This window comes from Streptomyces sp. NPDC050448, from assembly GCF_040655295.1.
Classification (GTDB): domain Bacteria; phylum Actinomycetota; class Actinomycetes; order Streptomycetales; family Streptomycetaceae; genus Streptomyces.
The window spans coordinates 1-20,958 of record NZ_JBFAJR010000039.1 but is presented as its reverse complement, the minus strand read 5'-3'; the positions used below and the strand labels follow the sequence as shown (position 1 = coordinate 20,958).

Here is a 20,958-nt window from a genome sequence, read left to right as displayed (position 1 = left end):
ACGTTTCAGGGCTGCCGGGCGGGGCCCGGGCCGGTGAACCAGACGGCGGCGCGGCCCCCGCTCGCCCGCATGGCGGTGGTGATCGTACTGATCGGATCGGTGAGGGCGAGGACGAAGAGCGCGGCGAGCGAACCGCCGAGCAGCAGGCCGATCGCCACGTCGTGGGGGTAGTGGACGCCGACGAAGACCCGGGAGAAGGCCATCAGCAGGGCCAGCGGGACGGTCAGCAGGGCGAGGCGGCGTACGGCGAGGGCCAGCGCGACGGCGGCGGCGCCCGCTATGGCGGAGTGGTTGCTGGGGAAGGACCAGTCGCCGGGGGCCGGGCAGGCGATGAGCGAGGCGGCGGCGCCGGCGACGGCCCGGCAGGGCCGCTCCTCGTTCACGGCGGACTTCACGACCTCGGACCCGACGTACGCGACGGCGGTGGCGAGCGGCGCGAGGACGGCGAGGGCGACGGCCCGCGGGCCGGCCGCGGTGCGCGCACGCCACCACACGGCTATGAAGAGCAGGCCGAAGAGCAGCAGCCCGTACTCCGTCCAGATCTCGAACGCCGACTGCACCCAGCCGGGCGCGGAACGGGCGGAATCGGTGATGTCGCGGTAAAGGCCGGAGGTATCCATGGTCACCGACCGTACTCAAAGGCCAGGGATCCCTACGTAGGACCCCTGGCCGATTCCCGGCGCTCCGGAGTCAGCCCGCAGGATGATCATCGGCAAAACAAGGCGCTTGCGCGGCATGTGGGGCGCGGATCGGGCCGCGGACTCTCGTAAAGTTCCGTCCGTGGGATCTATGCGCAATCCGGTCGGGCCGCTCCCCTCCTCCATCTACTGGCGACGGAGGGCTGTGCTGGCGTCCGTCGTCGCGCTGCTCGCGCTCCTCGCCGTATGGACCGTCAGTTCCGGTGGGGGGAAGTCGAGTACGAACGGCAAGGGCGAGAAGGGGCCCGACCCCGTCGCCTCGATCACCCCGGGACCCTCGGGAACGGGGCCGGCGATCAGTCAGGCGCCGGGCGGGCGGGCGGAGTCGGGGGCCGGTGCGGGCAAGAACGGTGAACCGGGCGGGACTCCGGGCACGGCGGCGAGCGCGGGGCCGGGTTCCGGCGGCGGCACCGGCAGTGGCGGAACGGGCGGCTCCACGGCCCAGGTCCCGGCGGACTCCCCGCTTCCCACGTGCGCCCCGAGCGGGCTGCAGTGGGAAGTCAAGAGCGTGAAGAACGAGTACGAGACGAGCGAGAAGCCCCGCCTCGAACTGGTCGCGCGCAATGTCTCCGGCACGACCTGCAAGGTCGATCTCGGACCGAAGCAGGCGGTCCTGACCATCCTTCAGGCGAGCACCAACAAGGCGGTCTGGTCCTCGGCGGACTGCCCGTCGGGCGCGGGCAACGCGTTCTTCCGGGTGCCGGCGCAGGGGGACACCAAGCAGTCGCTGGAGTGGGACAGGAAGTTCAGCGCGGCCGACCAGTGCCAGACGCCTCCGGCGGGGAGCGCGGCCCCGGACACGTACGTGGTCGAGGTCAAGTCCCCGGGCATGCCGGTGGCCCGAACCTCGTTCGTCCTCAAGCAGGACTAGGGGGTGTCCGGCGGATCAGGGCCGGATAGCCCCTAGCGTTGCCGACCCCGGCGGGGCGGATCAGCCCCGCCGGCGTTCGAGGCAGGGGGGTTCGGGGGCCGGCCCCCGACAACGGCGCCGCTACCCGCTGCTAGACGTACCGTTCGAGGATCGAGGATTCCGCCAGGCGGGACAGGCCCTCGCGGACGCTCCTGGCACGCGCTTCGCCCACACCGTCGACCGTCTGCAGATCGTCCACCGACGCGGCCAGCAGCTTCTGCAGGCCGCCGAAGTGCTCCACCAGCCGCTCGATGATGGCCCCCGGCAGCCGCGGAATCTTCGCCAGCAGCCGGTAGCCCCGCGGGGACACCGCCGAGTCCAGGGTCTCCGGCGAGCCCGTGTACCCCAGCGCCCGCGCCACGATGGCGAGCTCCAGCAGTTCCGGATGCGTCAGCGCGTCCAGCGCCGGAAGCGCCTCCTCCACCGTGCGCGAGCGCTTCGCCGTCGGCTCCGGCACGTAGTCCCGGATCACCAGCTCCCGCTCCTGCTCGATGCCGACCGTCAGCTCGTCCAGCTGGAGCGACAGCAGTCGCCCGTCCGTGCCCAGCTCGACCACGTATTCAGCGATTTCCGTGGCAATGCGACGGACCATTTCCAGCCGCTGCGCGACCGCCGTCACGTCGCGCACCGTGACCAGGTCCTCGATCTCCAGCGCCGACAGCGTCCCGGCGACCTCGTCCAGGCGCAGCTTGTACCGCTCCAGCGTGGCCAGTGCCTGGTTCGCCCGCGACAGGATCGCCCCGGACTCCTCCAGGACCCGGCGCTCCCCGTCCACGTACAGCGCGATCAGCCGCATCGACTGCGACACCGACACCACGGGGAAGCCGCACTGCTTCGAGACGCGGTCCGCGGTGCGGTGACGGGTGCCCGTCTCCTCCGTCGGGATCGACGCGTCCGGCACCAGCTGGACCCCGGCCCGCAGGATCTTGGTGATGTCCTTGTCCAGGATCAGCGCGCCGTCGAGCTTGCACAGCTCGCGCAGCCGGGTCGCGGTGAACTCCACATCCAGGACGAAACCGCCCGTGCACATCGCCTCGACGGTCTTGTCCATCCCGAGGACGATGAGGCCGCCGGTGTTGCCGCGGACGATCCGTTCCAGACCGTCACGCAGGGGCTGACCAGGTGCGACCGCGCTCAGCGAGGCGCGCATCATGGCCTCCTGCTTGGAGCTCGCGCCCGACTTGCCGGATGCTGCTGCCCCGTCCTTGGCTGCCACTGCACTCCTCCGGTCGCGGGTTGCGCCGCCTGCGTAAGGCCGGGCGGACCAGCACAAAGTCTACCGGCGTGCGCTGCGCGCCCGCCGTGGCTTGGCCAGGTGCGCCCCCGAGGGACCCCGTACGAGCCCCCTCACCAGGGACTCCTCCGCTGCTCCTCGGGCACTCCCACGGCACACCCGCGGCACTCCCCGAGTCCTTCCCTGGATCTTCCCGGCTACTCCTTGGCCGCCGCCCGCGACCGCCCGCGCGGCAGGACCCGCAGGGCGTCGCCCATGTCCGCGACCTCGGTGACCTTCATCCCGGCCGGCACCTTCCCGGGGTCGCCGGGCACCAGGGCGTGCGTGAAACCGAGCCGGTGCGCCTCCGCGAGCCGCCGCTGCACTCCGGTCACGCGCCGCACCTCGCCCGCGAGGCCGACCTCCCCGATCGCCACGAGGTTCTTCGGCAGCGGCACGTCGCTCGCCGCCGAGGCCAGCGCGAGCGCGATCGCGAGGTCGGCGGCCGGCTCCGTCAGCTTCACCCCGCCCACGGTGGCGCTGTAGATGTCGCGCTTGCCGAGCGCGGTGATCCGGCCCCGCTGCTCCAGCACCGCCAGCATCATCGAGACGCGCGAGGTCTCCAGGCCCGAGGTGGTCCGCCGCGGCGAGGGGATCTGCGAGTCCACGGTCAGCGCCTGCACCTCGGCGACCAGCGGGCGCTTGCCCTCCAGGGTCACCGTCAGGCAGGTCCCGGGGACGGCCTCCGCGCGCCGGGTCAGGAACAGCCCGCTCGGGTCGGCGAGCCCGGTGATCCCCTCGTCGTGCAGTTCGAAGCAGCCGACCTCGTCGGTGGCCCCGTACCGGTTCTTGACGCCGCGCACCAGGCGCAGCCGCGCATGCCGGTCGCCCTCGAAGCTGAGGACGACGTCCACCAGGTGCTCCAGCAGCCGGGGACCGGCGATCGCCCCGTCCTTGGTGACGTGCCCGACCAGCAGGGTGGCCATCCCGCGCTCCTTGGAGGCCCGGATCAGCGCCCCGGCCACCTCGCGGACCTGGGCCATGCCGCCGGGCGCGCCGTCGATCTCGGGCGAGGCCACGGTCTGTACGGAGTCCAGGACCAGCAGCGAGGGCCGCACGGCGTCGAGGTGGCCCAGTACGGCGGACAGGTCGGTCTCGGCGGCGAGGAAGAGGTGGTCGTTCAGCGCGTTGATCCGGTCGGCCCGCAGCCGCACCTGGCTCGCCGACTCCTCGCCCGTGACGTACAGCGTGCGGTGCGCCTCGCTGGCCGCCTTCGCCGCCACGTCCAGCAGCAGCGTCGACTTCCCGACGCCCGGCTCGCCGGCCAGCAGCACCACGGCGCCCGGCACGAGCCCGCCGCCGAGGACCCGGTCCAGCTCGTCCACGCCCGTGCTGCGGGCGGTCGCCGTCCGGCCGTCGACCTGTGCGATCGGGAGCGCGGGCGCCGACACCCGCCCGGCGGCGGTGGTCCGCACGGCGGGCGCGCCGCCCATCTCCTCCACGGTGCCCCACGCCTGGCACTCGGGGCACCGCCCGAGCCATTTCGCGGTCGTCCAGCCGCACTCGGAGCAGCGGTAGGACGGCCGGTCCTTGGCGGATGAACGAGATGTACGGGCAGCCATGCGGCCCACGGTATCCGGACCCTGTGACAGCGCCCCCGGCGCGGGTCCGCGTTCCGGCCCCGGGGCCGGGTCCGGGCCGGGTCCGGGCCGGGTCCGGGCCGGGTCCGCGTCCCGGACCGCGCGCCCGGCGTCAGGGCCGCTGTCAGCACGGGTTCGATCTGTTCACCCGTAAGGGCTAAAACAGCTGAAGGCTTCAGGGCCGTCACCGGCGCGCGGCCTACCTTCGCCAGGGTGAACAGCAGCGACCAGGAACGCTCCGCCCCGTGCACCGGCGCACCCCGGGCGCACAGGCGCACGCCCCTCGAGGGACCCGAAGGCCGCGAGGGCCCCGAAGGCCGCGAGGGCCGCGAGGGCCCCGAAGGCCGCGAAGGCCGCGAGGGCCCCGAGGGAGAACTGCCGCCCCCCTTCCGGCACGAGCCGTACCTGGACGGCCTGTTCACGTACTGCCTGTCGGTCCTCTGCGACCACGACACCGCCACCGAGGTCCTCGCCGAGGTCCTCGCCGTCGCCGAGCGGCACTCCGGCCGCTGCCCGGGCGAGGGGGACCTGCGGGCCTGGCTGTACGCCCTCGCCCGCTGGGCCTGCCTGCGGCGGCTGGCCGAGCAACGGCGGGCCCGGCCGGGGGCGCATTCCGCCCGGCGCACGCCGAAGCGCACGGATGCCGAGCATGCGCCGGAGGCGCACCGCTTCCTGGACGTGAATGCGTACCGGCGCACCGAGCTCGCCCGCCTCGCCTGGCCCGAGGCCGCCGGGACCACGCCCGCGCAGCGCGAGGCCCTCGAACTCGCCGTCCGCCACCGCCTCGGCGTCCCGGAACTCGCCGCCGTCCTCGGCACGCCCCCCGGCACCGCCCGGGAGCTGCTGGCCGGCGCCGCCTGCGAGGTGGAGCGGACCCGCGCCGCCCTCGCCGTCGTCGAGACCGGCGGCTGCCCCTCCGTGTCCCGGCTCACCGGCGACGGACAGGTGCTCCTGTCCGCCCCCCTGCGCGCCGAGCTGGTCCGCCACGTCGACGACTGCCCGCGCTGCCGCCGCGTCGCCGAACGCGTCGGCGCCGCCTCCCCTTGGCCCGGCACCGGCGGCATCGACGCGGCCCTCCCGCTGGTCCCGGCCCCGCGCACCGCCGTCCGCGCGGCCATGCTCCGCGCCGGCGGCCGGGGCCGCTGGCGGACCGGCCCGCGCTTCGACCGGACCGGCTTCCCGATGGACCCCCGGGACCGCGCGGCCCGCCGCGACCGGCTGCGCACCCGGGCCGTGACCACCACCGTCGTCGCCACCGTCGTCGCCGCCCCGGTCATCGCGCTCTGGGCGGCGTACCGCGGCGCCCCGGACACCGGCGAGCCCGTCGGCGCGGACTCCACCCGGATCTCCGCGAGCGAGTCCGAGATCCCGCTTCCGCGCCAGGACGGCCGCCCGCAGCGCGCGTACGAGAACGCCGGCAACACCGCCCACTCGACCGGCGGGCCAAGCTTCGTCACGGGCAGCACCACCGCCCGGGACACCCCGGACGTCTCCGTCGAGGTGATCAGCACCGGGCCGCCGGCCGCCCCCGACCGGGCCGGGAACCCCGGCCGGCTCTCCGTCGCCGCCTCCTCGCACCGGGGCACCACCGTGCTCACCCTCACCGCGTCCGGCGGGGCCCCGGTGGACTGGCAGCTCTGGTCCGACGCCCCCTGGCTGCGCGCCACCCGGACCTCGGGCACGCTGGCCCCCGGAGAATCGGTCACTTTGCGGATCACGGTGGACACCGGGACCCAGCCCGTGGGCGCCTGGTCCGCCCGGGTCGGGGTGGACCCCGGCGGCGCGGTGGTCTCCATCAAGGGCCGCGGCCGCCCGGCGCCCACGCCGACACAGCCCGCGCACCCGACGCCGACCCCGACCCCGACGCCCATGCCGACGGAAACCGCGTCGCCCACGCCGACGCCCGCACCGACCCGCACCCCGACACCGAGCGCGTCAGCAGGAACGGTTTCCCCTCCCGCGGACCCGAGCGCGCCGGCGTCGGGCTCGCCCTGAGGGCCCGCCCGCCGGCCCTGGAGGCCGGGTCCTGAAGGGCGGCTCCCGGAGTGCCGGGTCCAGGAGTGCCGACTCCCGGAGTGCCGGGTCCTAGACGGCCGGGTCGACCGGGTCGGCCGGGTGCGGGGCCATCGGCAGCAGCGAGGACAGCCGCGCCTCGCACAGCTTCACGAGGGCCTCGTACCCCTCCTTGCCCATCAGCTCGGTCAGCTCGGCGCGGTACGACACGTACACCGGGTCGCCGGCGCCGTGCGCGGACGTCGCCGACGTGCACCACCAGTGCAGGTCGTGGCCGCCCGGACCCCAGCCGCGCCGGTCGTACTCGCCGATCGACACCTGCAGCACACGGGTGTCGTCGGGCCGGTCGATCCACTCGTAGGTCCGGCGGATCGGCAGCTGCCAGCACACGTCGGGCTTGGTCTCCAGCGGTTCACGCCCCTCGCGCATCGCCAGGATGTGCAGCGAGCACCCGGCGCCGGCGGGGAACCCCGGCCGGTTCAGGAAGATGCACGCGCCGTCCCAGCGGCGGGTCTGCTTCTCCCCGTCGTCGTCGTGCTGCGTCCACCCGGTCTCGCTGCCGACGTCGTGGAACTGCCACAGCTCGGGGGTCAGCCGTGCCACGTTCTCGGCGACCCGCTTCTCGTCGTCCTCGTCCGAGAAGTGCGCGCCGAGGGTGCAGCAGCCGTCATCGGCCCGGCCGGCCTGGATGCCCTGGCAGCCACTGCCGAAGATGCACGTCCAGCGGGAGGTCAGCCAGGTCAGGTCGCAGCGGAAGACCTGCTCGGCATCGGCGGGGTCGGGGAACTCCACCCAGGCCCGAGGGAAGTCGAGCCCCTTCTCGTCACGGGCGACCGAGGCTTTGGCCTGAGCCTTGGCCTTCTTGGTGGTCTTGGACTTGTTGGCCTTCTTCGTATTTGGCACAAACCCAAGCCTAAGCGCCCCTTACGCAACCCATACTCCAGCCGCACAGTAGCGTTTCCTCGTATGAGACTCGGTGTCCTGGATGTGGGTTCGAACACGATCCATCTGCTGGTGGTGGACGCGCACCCCGGCGCGCGCCCGCAGCCGGCGCACTCGCACAAGGTGGAACTGCGGCTGGCGGAGCTGCTCGACGAGCACGGAGCGGTCACCCCGGAGGGGGTCGAGCGCCTCGTCTCGGTGATCGGCGACGCGGCGCAGGCCGCCGAGGACAAGGGCTGCGAGGACGTACTGCCCTTCGCGACCAGCGCCGTACGGGAAGCCACGAACGCGGACGAGGTCCTGGCCCGGGTGAAGCTCGAGACCGGCATCGACCTCTCCATCCTCAGCGGTGAGGACGAGGCGCGGCTGACCTTCCTCGCCGCCCGCCGCTGGTTCGGCTGGTCCGCGGGCAAGCTGCTGGTCCTCGACATCGGCGGCGGCTCGCTGGAGATCGCGTACGGCATCGACGAGGACCCCGACGCGGCCGTCTCCCTCCCGCTGGGCGCGGGCCGCCTCACCACCGGCTGGCTCCCGGGCGACCCGCCGGACGCGGCGGACGTACGGGCCCTGCGCCGGCACGCGCGGGCCCAGATCGCCCGTACGGTCGGCGAGTTCAGCCGCTTCGGGGCGCCGGACCACGTGGTGGCGACGTCGAAGACCTTCAGGCAGCTGGCCCGTATCGCGGGCGCGGCGCGCTCGGCGGACGGGCTGTACGTACAGCGGGACCTGACCCGAAAGTCCCTGGAGGAGTGGGTACCGAGGCTCGCGGCGATGACGACCGCGCAGCGGGCCGCCCTCCCGGGCGTCTCGGAGGGCCGCGCCGCCCAGCTGCTGGCGGGGGCGCTGGTCGCCGAGGGCGCGATGGACCTCTTCGGCGTCGACGAACTCGAGATCTGCCCGTGGGCCCTGCGCGAGGGCGTCATCCTCCGCCGCCTGGACCACCTCCCGTCCTGACGCGGTCAGGCCGCCTGAGCGCCGTACGTCGCTTGCGGTGGTACGAGGCCTGCGGCTGCACGAGGCCTGCGGCTGGACGCCGTCTGCGGCTGTACGAGGCCTGCGGCCGTACGCCGGCTGAGCGCCGTACGCCGTCTGTGGCTGGACGCCGTCTGCGGTCGTACGAGGCCTGCGGCTGTACGCCGGCTTTGGTGTACGCCGGCTGAGCGCCGTACGCCGCCTGGGGCTGGACGCTGTCTGCGGTGGTACGAGGCCTGCGGCTGTACGCCGGCTTTGGTGTACGCCGGCTGCGGCGCGGCGGGGCTCTGCCTGCAAGGCCGAGGCTCCGGGGCGGTAGCCCGCTGATCGGCATCGGGGAGGGTTTGGGGGGTTTCCCGCCAGTCCCATCGTCTCTCCGTGTCGAGCCGGGCCCTCAAGGGCGCTTCGCGTCGCTTCGCGAGGCAATGCCTCGTAGTTAAGCTCTCCCGCCTGCTGTCAAGCGGCCCGCCAGGGAGGGAGCACCGGGGCAAGCGTCCCGGTCTGTCCATTTCCGACGCCTCTCAGCAAGAGATGCCGGGGCTCCGTGGTGCCCGTTTCGCCCCGGTTGGCAACCGGGGTGGCTCCTTAAGTACGCGGCATTGCTTCGCGAGGGCCTTCGGCCCCCCTGACCGCCCGTCCCGCCCCGGAAAGACAAGGACTGTCGGGAAGCCCCCCAAAAGACGGTCACCTGGGCACAAGCGTTGAGCAGGGCGGCATCAGCGATGGCGCGGCCCGGTTCCTGGGATCCGGATGCCCGCCCGGGGCCCATGGGCAGGCCCGTTCCGGGTCGGGGCAGGCCCAGCCGGAGCCGGACAGCGACCAGACCCCCATCAGCGCCGGGCAGGCGGGCAGCACGCCCCAGATCGCTACGCGCTTCGGTCGGCATGGCGACCCCCGGCCGTCTGGGCTCCCTCCCGACCTTCACGCAGCAGGCGCGTTCCGGGTCGGGGCAGGCCCAGCCGCTATGTGCGAAGCGCGGCGCCGGCAGATGCTCGCCACCCTCGTCCGCCTCCCCGAAGCGGACGGGACCGTCCTGGAGCTGCAGCCCTCGGCGACCGTCCGTGCGGTTCTCGCCGAGCTCGGCATCCGGGCGGAGGATCCGACCCGGGAGCCGTTACACCGACGCGGTGAGAGCCCGCCGCAACGGCTGAGCGCGGCCCGCCACCGGTCGCGCCCGGCAGCCGTGCGCCCGGACCTGGTCTGTGCGTGGTGATCGTCACGGCGGGGGGCGGCGTCGGGCCCGTACCCTGTCCCCGTGGCAAAACCAGTCCGCATCCCGACCGCGAAAGTCGCCCTCTCCACCGCCTCCGTCTACCCGGAGTCCACGGCGACCGCCTTCGAGATCGCCGCGCGCCTCGGCTACGACGGCGTCGAGGTGATGGTCTGGACGGACCCGGTCAGCCAGGACATCGACGCCCTGCGCCGCCTCTCCGACGCCCACCAGGTGCCGATCCTCGCCGTGCACGCGCCGTGTCTGCTGATCACCCAGCGGGTGTGGTCGACCGACCCCTGGACCAAGCTCCAGCGGGCGCAGGCCGCGGCCGAGCGGCTCGGGGCGAGCACCGTGGTGGTGCACCCGCCGTTCCGCTGGCAGCGGCAGTACGCGCGGGACTTCGTCACCGGGATCTGGCGGATGGCGGACGAGACCGATGTCCGGTTCGCCGTCGAGAACATGTACCCCTGGCGCTACCGCGACCGCGAGATGCTCGCGTACGCGCCCGAGTGGGACGTGACGAAGGACGACTACCGGCACTTCACCGTCGACCTGTCGCACACCGCCACCGCCCGCACCGATGCCACCGCGATGATCGACCGCATGGGCGACCGGCTCGCGCACGTGCACCTCGCCGACGGCAACGGCTCGGCCAAGGACGAGCACCTCGTCCCCGGCCGCGGCACCCAGCCCTGCGCCGAGCTGCTGGAACGCCTCGCCACCACGTCCTTCGCCGGTCACGTCGTCATCGAGGTGAACACCCGCCGCGCGATGTCCTCCGCGGAGCGCGAGGCCGACCTCGCCGAGGCCCTGGCCTTCACCCGTCTCCACCTCGCGGCCAGCGCCACCGCCGCCCCGGTCAGGACCCCGCGCCCATGACGGCGCCGGAACCGGAACCCGCCAAGCCGCGCCGCGGCCCGGGCCGCCCCCGCCAGGACGAGGCCGACGACGGCCCCGGCACCCAGGAGCGCATCCGCCTCGCCGCCCGTGAGGTGTTCGCCGAGCGCGGGTACGACAAGACGTCCGTCCGCGGCATCGCGAAGGTGGCCGGCGTGGACCCCGCGCTGGTGCACCACTACTTCGGCAGCAAGGACGAGCTCTTCGCCGCCGCCATCGAGCTCACCATGGAGCCCGCCCTCGTCGTCCCCGCGATCGTGGGGGACGGCCCCGAGGGCATCGGCGAACGCCTGGCCCGCTACTTCCTGGGCATCTGGGAGAACCCGGTCACCCGTGCCCCCCTCCTCGCCGTCATCCGCTCCGCCCTCACCCACGAGGCCGCGGCGGCCGTCCTGCGCCGGCTGATCCTGCGCAGGGTCCTGGAACGGGTCGCGGCCGACCTCAACGTCCCCGACCCCACCTTCCGCGCCGAGCTCGCCGCCTCCCACATGATCGGCATCGCGCTCCTGCGGTACGTGGTCCAGATCGAGCCCCTCGCATCGGCCGACCCGGAGGCCATCATCGCCCTGGTGGCCCCCACCCTGCAGCGCTACCTGACCGAGGACTGACGGCAGACCGAGGACTGAGTCGCCCGTCCCGCCATCCGGACAGCCTGTCCGTATCCCGGGCCAGGGGCGTAGCCTCGTAACCGAGCCATATCCACAGTCGCGGCAGGCGCCTCGCGCCACCGCACTCATGGGGAGTGAACCCGATGCCCGAGCTGAGGTCCCGCACCGTCACCCACGGCCGCAACATGGCGGGCGCACGCGCCCTTATGCGTGCGTCGGGCGTAGCGAGCGAGGACATCGGGAAGCCGATCATCGCGGTCGCCAACTCCTTCACCGAGTTCGTTCCCGGGCACACGCACCTGGCCCCGGTCGGCCGGATCGTCTCCGACGCCATCCGCGCCGCGGGCGCCATCCCGCGCGAGTTCAACACCATCGCGGTCGACGACGGCATCGCCATGGGGCACGCCGGCATGCTGTATTCGCTGCCGTCCCGCGATCTCATCGCGGACTCCGTCGAGTACATGGTCGAGGCGCACTGCGCCGACGCGCTGATCTGCATCTCCAACTGCGACAAGATCACGCCCGGGATGCTGATGGCCGCCATGCGCCTCAACATCCCGGTCGTGTTCGTGTCCGGCGGTCCGATGGAGGCCGGGCAGGCCACGCTGGTGGACGGCACCGTCCGCAAGCTCGACCTGATCGACGCCATGGTCGACGCCTCCAACGAGAACGTCTCGGACGAGGACGTGCTGCGGATCGAGGAGAACGCCTGTCCGACGTGCGGTTCCTGTTCGGGCATGTTCACCGCCAACTCGATGAACTGCCTGGCCGAGGCCATCGGCCTCGCCCTCCCCGGCAACGGCTCCGTCCTCGCGACGCACACGGCCCGCCGCGCCCTGTACGAGAACGCCGGCCGCACGATCGTCGAGATCACCAAGCGCCACTACGAGCAGGACGACCACTCGGTCCTGCCCCGCTCGATCGCGACCCGCCAGGCCTTCGAGAACGCCATGGCCCTCGACATCGCCATGGGCGGCTCCACGAACACGATCCTCCACCTCCTCGCCGCCGCCCAGGAGGCGGGCCTGGACTACGACCTCACCGACATCGACGATGTTTCGCGCCGCGTCCCGTGCCTGGCCAAGGTCGCACCGAACGTGGCGCCCGGCGGCACGTACTACATGGAGGACATCCACCGCGCCGGCGGCATCCCCGCCATCCTCGGCGAGCTGCACCGCGGCGGCCTCCTGAACAAGGACGTCACCACGGTCCACTCCGAGAACCTGGAGGACTGGCTCGGCGCCTGGGACGCCCGCAGCGGCACCGCCACCGCCGAGGCGATGGAACTGTGGCACGCGGCCCCCGGCTGCAAGCGCTCCGCCACCGCCTTCTCCCAGTCCGAGCGCTGGGAGACCCTCGACCTCGACGCCGAGGGCGGCTGCATCCGCTCCGTCCAGCACGCGTACTCCAAGGACGGCGGGCTGGCGGTCCTGCGCGGCAACATCGCGGAGGACGGCTGCGTCGTGAAGACGGCCGGCGTCGACGAGTCGATCTGGACCTTCGAGGGCCCGGCGGTCGTCTGCGAATCGCAGGACGAGGCCGTCGACAAGATCCTCCGCAAGGAGATCCAGCCGGGCGACGTCGTCGTCATCCGCTACGAGGGCCCGCGCGGCGGCCCCGGCATGCAGGAGATGCTCTACCCGACGTCCTTCCTCAAGGGCCGCGGCCTCGGCAAGGTCTGCGCCCTGGTGACGGACGGCCGCTTCTCCGGCGGCACGTCAGGCCTGTCCATCGGCCACGCCTCCCCGGAGGCGGCCTCGGGCGGCACCATCGCGGTCGTCGAGGACGGCGACCGGATCCGGATCGACATCCCGAACCGCAGCATCGAGCTCCTCGTCGACGACGCCACCCTGGCGGCCCGCCACGAGGCCCTCGGCGGCGTCTACGCCCCGAAGAACCGCGAGCGCAAGGTCTCCGCGGCCCTGCGTGCGTACGCGGCGATGGCCACCAGCGCCGACAAGGGCGCAGTCCGCGACGTCACCCTGCTGGGCACCTGACCCAACCGCCCCGCTGCGTCGGACTCCGCCCGCCGTCGGCCGGGCGGGAGCCGCGTCCTCGAACCCCGCCGGGATGCCCCCGGCGGGGTTCGCCGCACTCGGCCCCGCTGGCGGGTGAGCCCCGGCCGTCCGGCCCGCCCGGCGCCCGAGGGCCGGAGCCCGGGGCGGGTCGGCTCCGCGCAGCGGTACCCGCGCCCCGGGTGCGAGGACCAACCGCAGCGGCAGCGCGCCCCGCCCCGGCCTGCTCCGGCCCTGCCCGGCCCCTGCCCTGCCCCTGCCCGCCCTGCCCCGGCCCGACCCGGCCCCGGCCTGCTCTGCCCGGCCTGCTCTGCCCCTGCCCTGCCCCGGCCCGCCCGGCCCCGGCCCGCCCTGCCCGGCCCCTGCCTGGCCTGCCCCGGCCCCGGCCAGTCCGGGCCCCGGTCACCACCCGGCGGGGTTGCCGCCGTCCGCAGCGAAGACCGACCCGTCCGGCGCCGAAGCGTAGACCCGTCCGGCGGCGACCACCGGCGCCGGCAGGGCCGCCGTGAACGTGCTCTGGCCGGAGGCCATCCGGGGCTTGGTCTGTCCCGCCAGCCGCCCGGTCCCCGCGTCGACTGCCAGCAGCCGCCCGTCCGGGGCCGTCAGATAGACCCGGCCGTCGGCGAACACCGGCCGGGAGGCGACGGCGAGACCCGTCTCCAGCCGCCACTCCTCCCTGGCCGCGCCGATCGCCGCCAGCCCGCCGGAGGTGCCGAAGGCGTACACCATCCCGTCCGGGCCCACCGACGCCTGCGCCTGGTAGAGCGGCGCCGCCAGCTGCACCCGCTTCACGGCCCGCGTGCCCAGGTCCACCCGCACGACGGCGTCCGTCTTCGTCTGCACGTCGTTGTCCAGCAGGTAGATTCCGCCCCGCGCCACGCCGACGGGCTGGAGCATCCCGGCGGTGCGCATCTGCCAGCGCGCCGAGCCGTTCGCCGGGTCCACCGCCGCGAGTTGCGTCGACCTGCCGTCGCCGTCCGGCGTCGACACGTACACCACCGGGACCGGCCCCCCGGACTCCTCCGGGCCGCTCCACCAGACGGAGCCGAGGCCGCCGATCTGCTTCGTCCACCGCGGGGTTCCGGTCGCCGCGTCCAACGCGGTGACCGTCCCGTTCGCCGCAACGGCCAACACCTGCCCGCCGGCGGTGACGACGTGCGCGCCACCCGGCAGGTTGCGCCGCCAGCGCTCCTCGCCCGTGCCCGGGTCCCGGGCCTGGAGCAGCTCGCTGCCCTGCGCCACCGCCAGGACGAGCCCGCCCGCGTACAGGGGGGCGTCCTTCGCCGTCCGGATGCCGGCGGGGGTGCTCGCCGGTGCGGACCACACCACCGCTCCGTCCGCCGGGCTGAGCCGGGCCGCGGCCAGCCCCGCGCCCGAGCAGTACAGGGCCACGCCCTGCCAGGAACAGGCAACGGTCGATTGCCCTTGCCCTTGCCCCTGCACGCTCAGCGGCACCGCCCACGGCGCGAAGGGCTCCGGTGGCGGAGCGCTCTGGCCCGACTTCTTCGCGGCGAGCCGTTCTGCGCCGTCGGCTTCGGACCCGAACTGCAGGTACCCGCCGACGGCTCCGGCCGCGAGCAGCAGCCCGAGCCCGGCCGCCGCAGCCACCCGGGCCCGGCGTCCGGCCGCCTCGGGCCGTTCCGTCGCGACCCGGTCCCGTCGATGCGTGAGCTCGTCGGGCTGCGCCTCGGACTTGGTCTCGGCCGGCGGCCGCGGCCGTGGAATGAAGCTCTGCGTGTCCTCCGAGGTCGGGTACGCCACCGCCCGCATCTCCGCGATCAGCTCCTCCGCGGTGGGCCGGTCCGCGGGCTCCTTCGCCAGGCACCGCGCGACGAGCGGTACGAGCTGCTCCGGCAGCCCGGTCAGGTCGGGCTCGCTGTGCACGACCTGGTACGCCACGAGGTAGTGGCTGTCGGAGTCGAACGGCCCGTGCCCCGTCGCCGCGTGGACGAGCACGGCCCCCAAGGCGAAGACGTCCGCGGCCGTCCCCACCTCCCGCGGCCGCTGGAACTGCTCCGGCGCCATGTACGGCGGCGTCCCGATCAGCTTGCCCGTCTCGGTCCGCAGATCGCTGTCCGCCGGCCGCGAGATGCCGAAGTCGATGACCCGCACCCCGTCCGGGGCCATCAGCACGTTGCTGGGCTTCAGGTCCCGGTGGACGACGCCCGCCCGGTGGATGTCCCGCAGGGCCTCCGCCAGCCCGGCAGCGAGCCTGGCCAGTTCGCCGGGGTCCAGTACCCGCTCCCGTACGCGCGCGGCGAGCGTCGGGGCGTCGATGAACAGGGTGGCCATCCAAGGCCGTTCGGCATCCGGATCGGCATCCACGACGGGAGCGGTGAAGGCCCCGCTCACCCGTCGGGCGGCGGCGACCTCCTGCCGGAACCGGGCCCGGAACTCCGGATCGACCGCATGCTCGGCATGCACGATCTTGACGGCGAGTTTCAGCCCCGAGCCGGAGGTGGCCAGATGGACGACGCCCATCCCGCCGGAACCGAGCACCGATTCGAGCCGGTACTGCCCGGCGTACTCCGGAAAGCCCACGTAGTCCGCGCGCAGCGAATGCACCGCTCACCACCCCCGCCGGAGCCTAGTCGATGACCCGTACGAATCTCCAAGGGTCCTGCTACCCTGCGCGAGTTGCGCACGGCAACACCCATGGGGGGAGATTTCGTATGTCGGTGGAGAACGATTCCAGCCAAGTCCAGAGCGTTGCCTCCGGCTCGGGATTCCCGACGTTTCCGGTCGCGCCGGGTTATCGGGTGAACGTCCGCAGTGGCCCCGGCACCAACTATCCGATCGTGAACGTTCTGCCGTACGACGCGTACGTGGGGATCCGCTGCCAGTGCGACGGCACCACGGTCTCGGGCCCGTACGGCACGACCGGCATCTGGGACTGCATCGGCAACGGCGAGTTCGTGTCCGACGCCTACGTGAAGACGGGCAGCGACGGCTACGTCGCCACCATCTGCGGCTAGGCCGTCTGACACGTGAGACACCCCGGCCCGGCCCGCCCGGCGGGGGATAATCGCTGGTGTGAGCGACGACGACCAGCGAGACCAGACCCCAGCCGAGCGGGCCGCGCAGGTTTCTGCGGTTCCCGCCGGGCCCGAGCCCGAGCCGATCAGGTTCTTCGGCACCACCTGGGTGAACCACGACGGCGGCTACGCCCTGCGCCGCGCCGGCATGGCCGTCGGCTCCCTCGTCACCGCCGTGGCCGCGGCCGTCCTGCTCCGCCTCTCCTACGAGGGCCTGGAGATCGGGAACGTCGGCCCGTTCCTCAGCATCTCCGTCGTCGTCCTCTTCGCGATCGCCAGTGCCATCGCCTTCGTCAAGACCTGGGACTCCTTCAACCGCCGTCCCGCCCCGTCCTCCGACGAGGCCGCCCTCAAGGGCCTGAAGACGATCGGTTTCATCGGCTCCCTCATCGCGTACTTCCTGCGCTGCTTCGCCGAGGCCCCCGGCGAGAAGCTGCGCCGCGCCGAGTACGAGCGTGCCACCGCCGAATTCGCCCGCCGCCGCAGCACCCGTACGGGCAACCCGGCCGCGCGCCGCCCCAAGCGGAAGAAGTAGCGGCCCGCCGCTCTCCGACCTGTTGACGCCTCGGCACCGTCAGGAGCATTATTCATCACATGATGAATAACCGAGAGCGAGAGGCCGCCACGGTCACGGCGGAGGCCACCGCCGAGGCCACGGCCACCGCCGTGCACGCCCGCGGACTCACCGTCCGCCGCGGCACCGGCCGCGCCCCCCGCACCGTCATCGACACCATCGCCTTCGACGTCCCCCGCGGCCGCATTACCGGCCTCCTCGGCCCCTCCGGCTGCGGCAAATCCACCCTCATGCGCTCCATCGTCGGCACCCAGGCCCACGTCACCGGCACCCTCGACGTCCTCGGCCGCCCCGCCGGCCACCCCGAGCTGCGCTCCCGCATCGGCTACGTCACCCAGGCGCCCTCCGTCTACGACGACCTCACCGTCCGCCAGAACCTCGACTACTTCGCCGCCGTCCTCGACCCCGGCCGCGCCGCCGCCGACCGCCGCCGCGACACCGTCACCCGCACCATCGCCGACGTCGACCTCGCCACCCATGCCACCGCCCTCGCCGGAAACCTCTCCGGCGGCCAGCGCAGCCGCGTCTCCCTCGCCGTCGCGCTCCTCGGCACCCCCGAGCTCCTCGTCCTCGACGAACCGACCGTCGGCCTCGACCCCGTCCTGCGCCGCGACCTGTGGAACCTCTTCCACGACATCGCCGCCACCCGCGGCGCCACGATCCTCGTCTCCTCCCACGTCATGGACGAGGCCGAGCGCTGCCACGACCTGCTCCTCATGCGCGAGGGCCGCATCCTCGCCCAGGACACCCCCGACGCACTGCGCACCCGTACGCACTCCGCCACCGTCGAGGAGGGCTTCCTCCGCCTCGTCGACGAGGCCAACACCCTCGCCGCCCAGGAGCAGACCCCTTGAACAGTGCCCGCACCGCCGCCACCGCCGCCCGCGTCCTGCGCCAGCTGCGCCACGACCCGCGCTCCATCGCGCTGATGCTCCTGGTCCCCGTACTGATGCTGACGCTGCTGCGCTTCGTCTTCGACGGCAGTCCGCGCACCTTCGACAGCATCGGCGCGTCCCTCCTCGGGATCTTCCCCCTCATCACCATGTTCCTGGTGACCTCCATCGCGACGCTGCGCGAGCGCACCTCCGGCACCCTCGAGCGCCTCCTCGCCATGCCCCTGGGCAAGGGCGACCTCATCGCCGGCTACGCCCTCGCCTTCGGCGCCGTCGCCGTCGTCCAGTCCCTCCTCGCCACCGGTCTCGCCCTCTGGTTCCTCGGCCTCGACGTCGTCGGCTCCCCCTGGCTGCTCCTGCTCGTCGCCCTCCTCGACGCGCTCCTCGGCACCGCCCTCGGCCTCTTCGTGTCCGCCTTCGCCGCCAGCGAGTTCCAGGCCGTCCAGTTCATGCCGGCCGTGATCTTTCCCCAGCTCCTGCTCTGCGGACTCTTCGCCGCGCGCAACACCATGCAGCCCGTCCTCGAAGGCATCTCGAACGTGCTGCCCATGTCCTACGCCGTCGACGGCATGACCCAGGTCCTCACCCACACCGACATGACCGCCGACTTCGTCCGCGACGTCGTGATCGTCGCCGCCTGCGGGCTGCTCGTCCTCGCCCTCGGCGCGGCCACCCTCCGCCGCCGCACGCCCTGACGACACGCCCGACGGCACGCCCTGACCACGTGCACCGACCGGACTGCGGACAGCCCCTCGCCGATCCGTGCCCGGGTGCAAGGATGAGCACGCAGACCGTGCACACGTGCAACAAAGTTCGGCGAGGTGAATCGGGCATGACCCAGACAGTCGCAGTCCTCGGTACCGGCAAGATCGGCGAGGCCCTGCTCAGCGGAATGATCCGCGGCGGCTGGCCCGCCTCCAAACTCCTCGTCACCGCCCGCCGCGCCGAACGCGCCGAAGAGCTCCGCACCCGCTACGGCGTCGAGGCCGTCAGCAACGCCGAGGCCGCCAAGCGCGCCGACACCCTCATCCTCACCGTCAAGCCGCAGGACATGGGCAAGCTCCTCGACGAGCTCGCCCCGCACGTCCCCGCCGACCGCCTGGTCATCAGCGGTGCCGCCGGCATCCCCACCTCCTTCTTCGAGGAGCGGCTCGCCTCCGGCACCCCCGTCGTCCGCGTCATGACGAACACCCCCGCCCTCGTCGACGAGGCCATGTCCGTCATCTCGGCCGGCAGCCACGCCACCGCCGAACACCTCGCCCACACCGAGGAGATCTTCGGCGGCGTCGGCAAGACCCTCCGCGTCCCCGAGTCCCAGCAGGACGCCGCCACCGCCCTCTCCGGCTCCGGACCCGCCTACTTCTACTTCCTCGTCGAGGCGATGACCGACGCCGGCATCCTCCTCGGCCTGCCCCGCGCCCAGGCCCACGACCTCATCGTCCAGGCCGCCATCGGCGCCGCCGTGATGCTCCGCGACAGCGGCGAGCACCCGGTCAAGCTCCGCGAGGCCGTCACCTCCCCGGCCGGCACCACCATCAACGCGATCGTCGAACTCGAACGGCACGGCGTACGGGCCGCCCTGATCGCAGCCCTCGAAGCAGCCCGCGACCGCAGCCGCGAGCTCGCCTCCGGCAACAGCTGACACAGCGGTACGGGCCCCCGCGCGAGCGGGGGCCCGCCACCCTCAGGCCTTCAGACCCTCAGGGCTCCAGCAGCCCGATCGCCCGGTACGCCCGGTCCACGACGGGCCGCGCCAGCGCCCGCGCCCGCCCGGCCCCCTCCCGCAGCACCTTCTCCACCGCCGCCGGATCGGCCGCCAGCTCGGCATGCCGCTCCTGCACCGGCCGCAGCAGCTCCACCACCGCGTCGGCGACATCCCGCTTGAGCGCCCCGTACCCGCTGTACCCCTCCGCGAGCACCGCCGGCTCCCCGCCGGTGCAGGCGGCCAGCACGTCCAGCAGATTCGCGACCCCCGGCCGGGCCTCCCGGTCGTAGACGACCCCGCCGTCCCCGCTGTCGGTCACGGCCCGCATGACCTTCTTCCGGATCACCCCGGGCTCGTCCAGCATGAACACCACACCGGGTCCCGCCCCGCCGGACTTCCCCATCTTCGACGTCGGGTCCTGAAGGTCCATGACCCGCGCGGCCACCTCCGGAAGCGTCACCTTCGGCACCGTGAACGTGTGCCCGTACCGCTGGTTGAACCGCACCGCCAGATCCCGGGCCAGCTCCACGTGCTGCCGCTGGTCCTCACCCACCGGGACCTCCGCCGTCCCGTACGCCAGGATGTCGGCGGCCATCAGCACGGGATACGTCAGCAGCGACAGCCGTACACCCTCCGCGGACGTCTGCGCCCGCGCGGACTTCTCCTTGTACTGGATCATCCGCCGCATCTCACCGTCGGTGGCGGTGCACTCCAGCACGTACGACAGCCGGGTGTGCTCGTCGACGTGGCTCTGCAGGAACAGGGTGCATTTCTCCGGGTCCAGCCCGGAGGCCAGGAACAGCGTCGCGGCCTGCCTGCTCAGCCGGAGCACCCGCGCCGGCTCGTGCTCGACGGTCAGCGCATGGAGGTCGACGACGCAGAACAGCGCCTCGTCCGGCTCCTGGTCGGCGGCGACCCACTGCCGGATGGCCCCCAGGTAGTTCCCCAGCGTCAGATGCCCGGTCGGCTTGATCCCGCTGAAGATCCTCGTCATGTCCTGTCTCCCTGTTCGTGGCTGGTGTCGGGGCCGCCGCGGCGGGCGACCGAGCCACTCCCGGGAGGGGAGAAACAGAAACGGCCGCCGTAGCGGCGGCCGTGAGCGCATGCATGCTCGCGTGGAAGGTCGGCCGCCGTCAGGCGGCCCACCAGCGAAGGCTGAGCGTGAGCGCATGCGTAGTCATGGGCCCCAGGCTAGCCCTCCCGGGCGGCCCCTGTCCTGGAGTTGACACACGAGTCCGAGATCCGTAAGGTCCTTCGAGTTGTCCGACGTGAGCGCCGACCCCGGTCGGTCCCCGGACAGCCATCCCGCACTACACATTCGAACGAACGACGCACTGTGTCGTCTTGTTTTCATGCGTATTTGCGAATGAGGAATCCGTGTCCGAGGACGCAGCCGCCGATTAGGTTCGGGGGCAAGGAATCCGCTACTGTCTCACTCGCTGCAAGGGCCCAACAGCCCAAGCAGACTGCAACAACTTCCGCTTCGCGGGAGGCCCGCTGACTGGGAGTCAGGCCCGAAAGGATCTGATAGAGTCGGAATCGCCGGAAAGGGAAAACGCGAAAGCGAAGGACCTGGAAAGCAAGCGAGACCGACTCTGATAGAGTCGGAAACGCAAGAACGAAAGCCCGG

At 73.0% G+C, this 20,958-nt stretch carries 18 protein-coding genes; 12 read left to right on the top strand and 6 right to left on the bottom strand.

The features are described from left to right. Positions 1-5 precede the first annotated feature (5 nt). A complete protein-coding gene (locus AB0I68_RS32245; RefSeq protein WP_363180911.1) occupies positions 6-620 on the bottom strand; it encodes a phosphatase PAP2 family protein in 615 nt (204 codons plus the stop codon). 169 nt (positions 621-789) lie between these two features. Here AB0I68_RS32245 and AB0I68_RS32240 point away from each other — a divergent pair, with 169 nt between their 5' ends. Next, positions 790-1,569, top strand: a complete 780-nt coding sequence (locus tag AB0I68_RS32240; RefSeq protein WP_363180969.1) for a hypothetical protein — start codon at positions 790-792, stop codon at positions 1,567-1,569. A gap of 130 nt (positions 1,570-1,699) precedes the next feature. Here the strand turns inward: AB0I68_RS32240 and disA are convergent, their stop codons facing one another. Both disA and radA read right to left on the bottom strand, forming a co-directional pair. Continuing rightward, positions 1,700-2,824, bottom strand: a complete 1,125-nt coding sequence (gene disA, locus AB0I68_RS32235; protein WP_363180910.1) for a DNA integrity scanning diadenylate cyclase DisA — start codon at positions 2,822-2,824, stop codon at positions 1,700-1,702. A 215-nt stretch (positions 2,825-3,039) separates the two neighbouring features. After that, on the bottom strand, positions 3,040-4,443 hold the full coding sequence (gene radA / locus AB0I68_RS32230) for a DNA repair protein RadA (RefSeq protein WP_363180909.1): 1,404 nt from the start codon (positions 4,441-4,443) through the stop codon (positions 3,040-3,042). 231 nt (positions 4,444-4,674) lie between these two features. On the opposite strand from radA, the gene AB0I68_RS32225 reads away from it, so the two are divergent. Beyond that, positions 4,675-6,456 (top strand): hypothetical protein, encoded by a 1,782-nt coding sequence (locus tag AB0I68_RS32225; RefSeq protein WP_363180908.1) that lies wholly within the window; start codon positions 4,675-4,677, stop codon positions 6,454-6,456. Positions 6,457-6,546: 90 nt separating this feature from the next. Here AB0I68_RS32225 and AB0I68_RS32220 read toward each other — a convergent pair whose 3' ends face one another. Next, complete coding sequence (locus AB0I68_RS32220; RefSeq protein ID WP_363180907.1) at positions 6,547-7,377, bottom strand: hypothetical protein; 831 nt, start codon at positions 7,375-7,377, stop codon at positions 6,547-6,549. Positions 7,378-7,440: 63 nt separating this feature from the next. Here AB0I68_RS32220 and AB0I68_RS32215 point away from each other — a divergent pair, with 63 nt between their 5' ends. From AB0I68_RS32215 to ilvD, 5 genes are all read left to right on the top strand, one after another. Next, positions 7,441-8,370, top strand: a complete 930-nt coding sequence (locus tag AB0I68_RS32215; RefSeq protein ID WP_363180906.1) for a Ppx/GppA phosphatase family protein — start codon at positions 7,441-7,443, stop codon at positions 8,368-8,370. Positions 8,371-9,352: 982 nt separating this feature from the next. Further along, the gene (locus AB0I68_RS32210; protein ID WP_363180905.1) at positions 9,353-9,601 is read left to right on the top strand and encodes a hypothetical protein; all 249 of its coding nucleotides are present in this window, start codon (positions 9,353-9,355) and stop codon (positions 9,599-9,601) included. A gap of 42 nt (positions 9,602-9,643) precedes the next feature. After that, a complete protein-coding gene (locus tag AB0I68_RS32205; RefSeq protein ID WP_363180904.1) occupies positions 9,644-10,480 on the top strand; it encodes a sugar phosphate isomerase/epimerase in 837 nt (278 codons plus the stop codon). Beyond that, on the top strand, positions 10,477-11,106 hold the full coding sequence (locus tag AB0I68_RS32200) for a TetR family transcriptional regulator (protein ID WP_363180903.1): 630 nt from the start codon (positions 10,477-10,479) through the stop codon (positions 11,104-11,106). Before AB0I68_RS32205 ends, AB0I68_RS32200 begins: the two co-directional genes overlap by 4 nt. Before the next feature lie 143 nt (positions 11,107-11,249). Next, a complete protein-coding gene (gene ilvD / locus AB0I68_RS32195) occupies positions 11,250-13,103 on the top strand; it encodes a dihydroxy-acid dehydratase (RefSeq protein ID WP_363180902.1) in 1,854 nt (617 codons plus the stop codon). Between the two features lie 420 nt (positions 13,104-13,523). Here the strand turns inward: ilvD and AB0I68_RS32190 are convergent, their stop codons facing one another. Beyond that, entirely contained in the window at positions 13,524-15,686 is a 2,163-nt protein-coding gene (locus AB0I68_RS32190) for a serine/threonine-protein kinase (protein ID WP_363180901.1), read from the bottom strand. 107 nt (positions 15,687-15,793) lie between these two features. Between AB0I68_RS32190 and AB0I68_RS32185 the strand changes: the two genes are divergently transcribed. The 5 genes from AB0I68_RS32185 to proC all read left to right on the top strand — a co-directional run bounded on the left by AB0I68_RS32185 (position 15,794) and on the right by proC (position 19,265). Further along, positions 15,794-16,096: a peptidase gene (locus AB0I68_RS32185; protein WP_363180900.1), complete on the top strand. Its 303-nt coding sequence runs from the start codon at positions 15,794-15,796 to the stop codon at positions 16,094-16,096. A 58-nt stretch (positions 16,097-16,154) separates the two neighbouring features. After that, positions 16,155-16,691: a hypothetical protein gene (locus tag AB0I68_RS32180; RefSeq protein WP_363180899.1), complete on the top strand. Its 537-nt coding sequence runs from the start codon at positions 16,155-16,157 to the stop codon at positions 16,689-16,691. A 59-nt stretch (positions 16,692-16,750) separates the two neighbouring features. After that, the gene (locus AB0I68_RS32175) at positions 16,751-17,584 is read left to right on the top strand and encodes an ABC transporter ATP-binding protein (RefSeq protein WP_363180898.1); all 834 of its coding nucleotides are present in this window, start codon (positions 16,751-16,753) and stop codon (positions 17,582-17,584) included. After that, complete coding sequence (locus tag AB0I68_RS32170; RefSeq protein ID WP_363180896.1) at positions 17,581-18,318, top strand: ABC transporter permease; 738 nt, start codon at positions 17,581-17,583, stop codon at positions 18,316-18,318. Before AB0I68_RS32175 ends, AB0I68_RS32170 begins: the two co-directional genes overlap by 4 nt. Positions 18,319-18,455: 137 nt before the next feature. Continuing rightward, a complete protein-coding gene (proC, locus tag AB0I68_RS32165) occupies positions 18,456-19,265 on the top strand; it encodes a pyrroline-5-carboxylate reductase (RefSeq protein WP_363180895.1) in 810 nt (269 codons plus the stop codon). Positions 19,266-19,323: 58 nt separating this feature from the next. Here proC and trpS read toward each other — a convergent pair whose 3' ends face one another. Continuing rightward, on the bottom strand, positions 19,324-20,322 hold the full coding sequence (trpS, locus tag AB0I68_RS32160) for a tryptophan--tRNA ligase (RefSeq protein ID WP_363180894.1): 999 nt from the start codon (positions 20,320-20,322) through the stop codon (positions 19,324-19,326). Between the last annotated feature and the right edge of the window lie 636 nt (positions 20,323-20,958).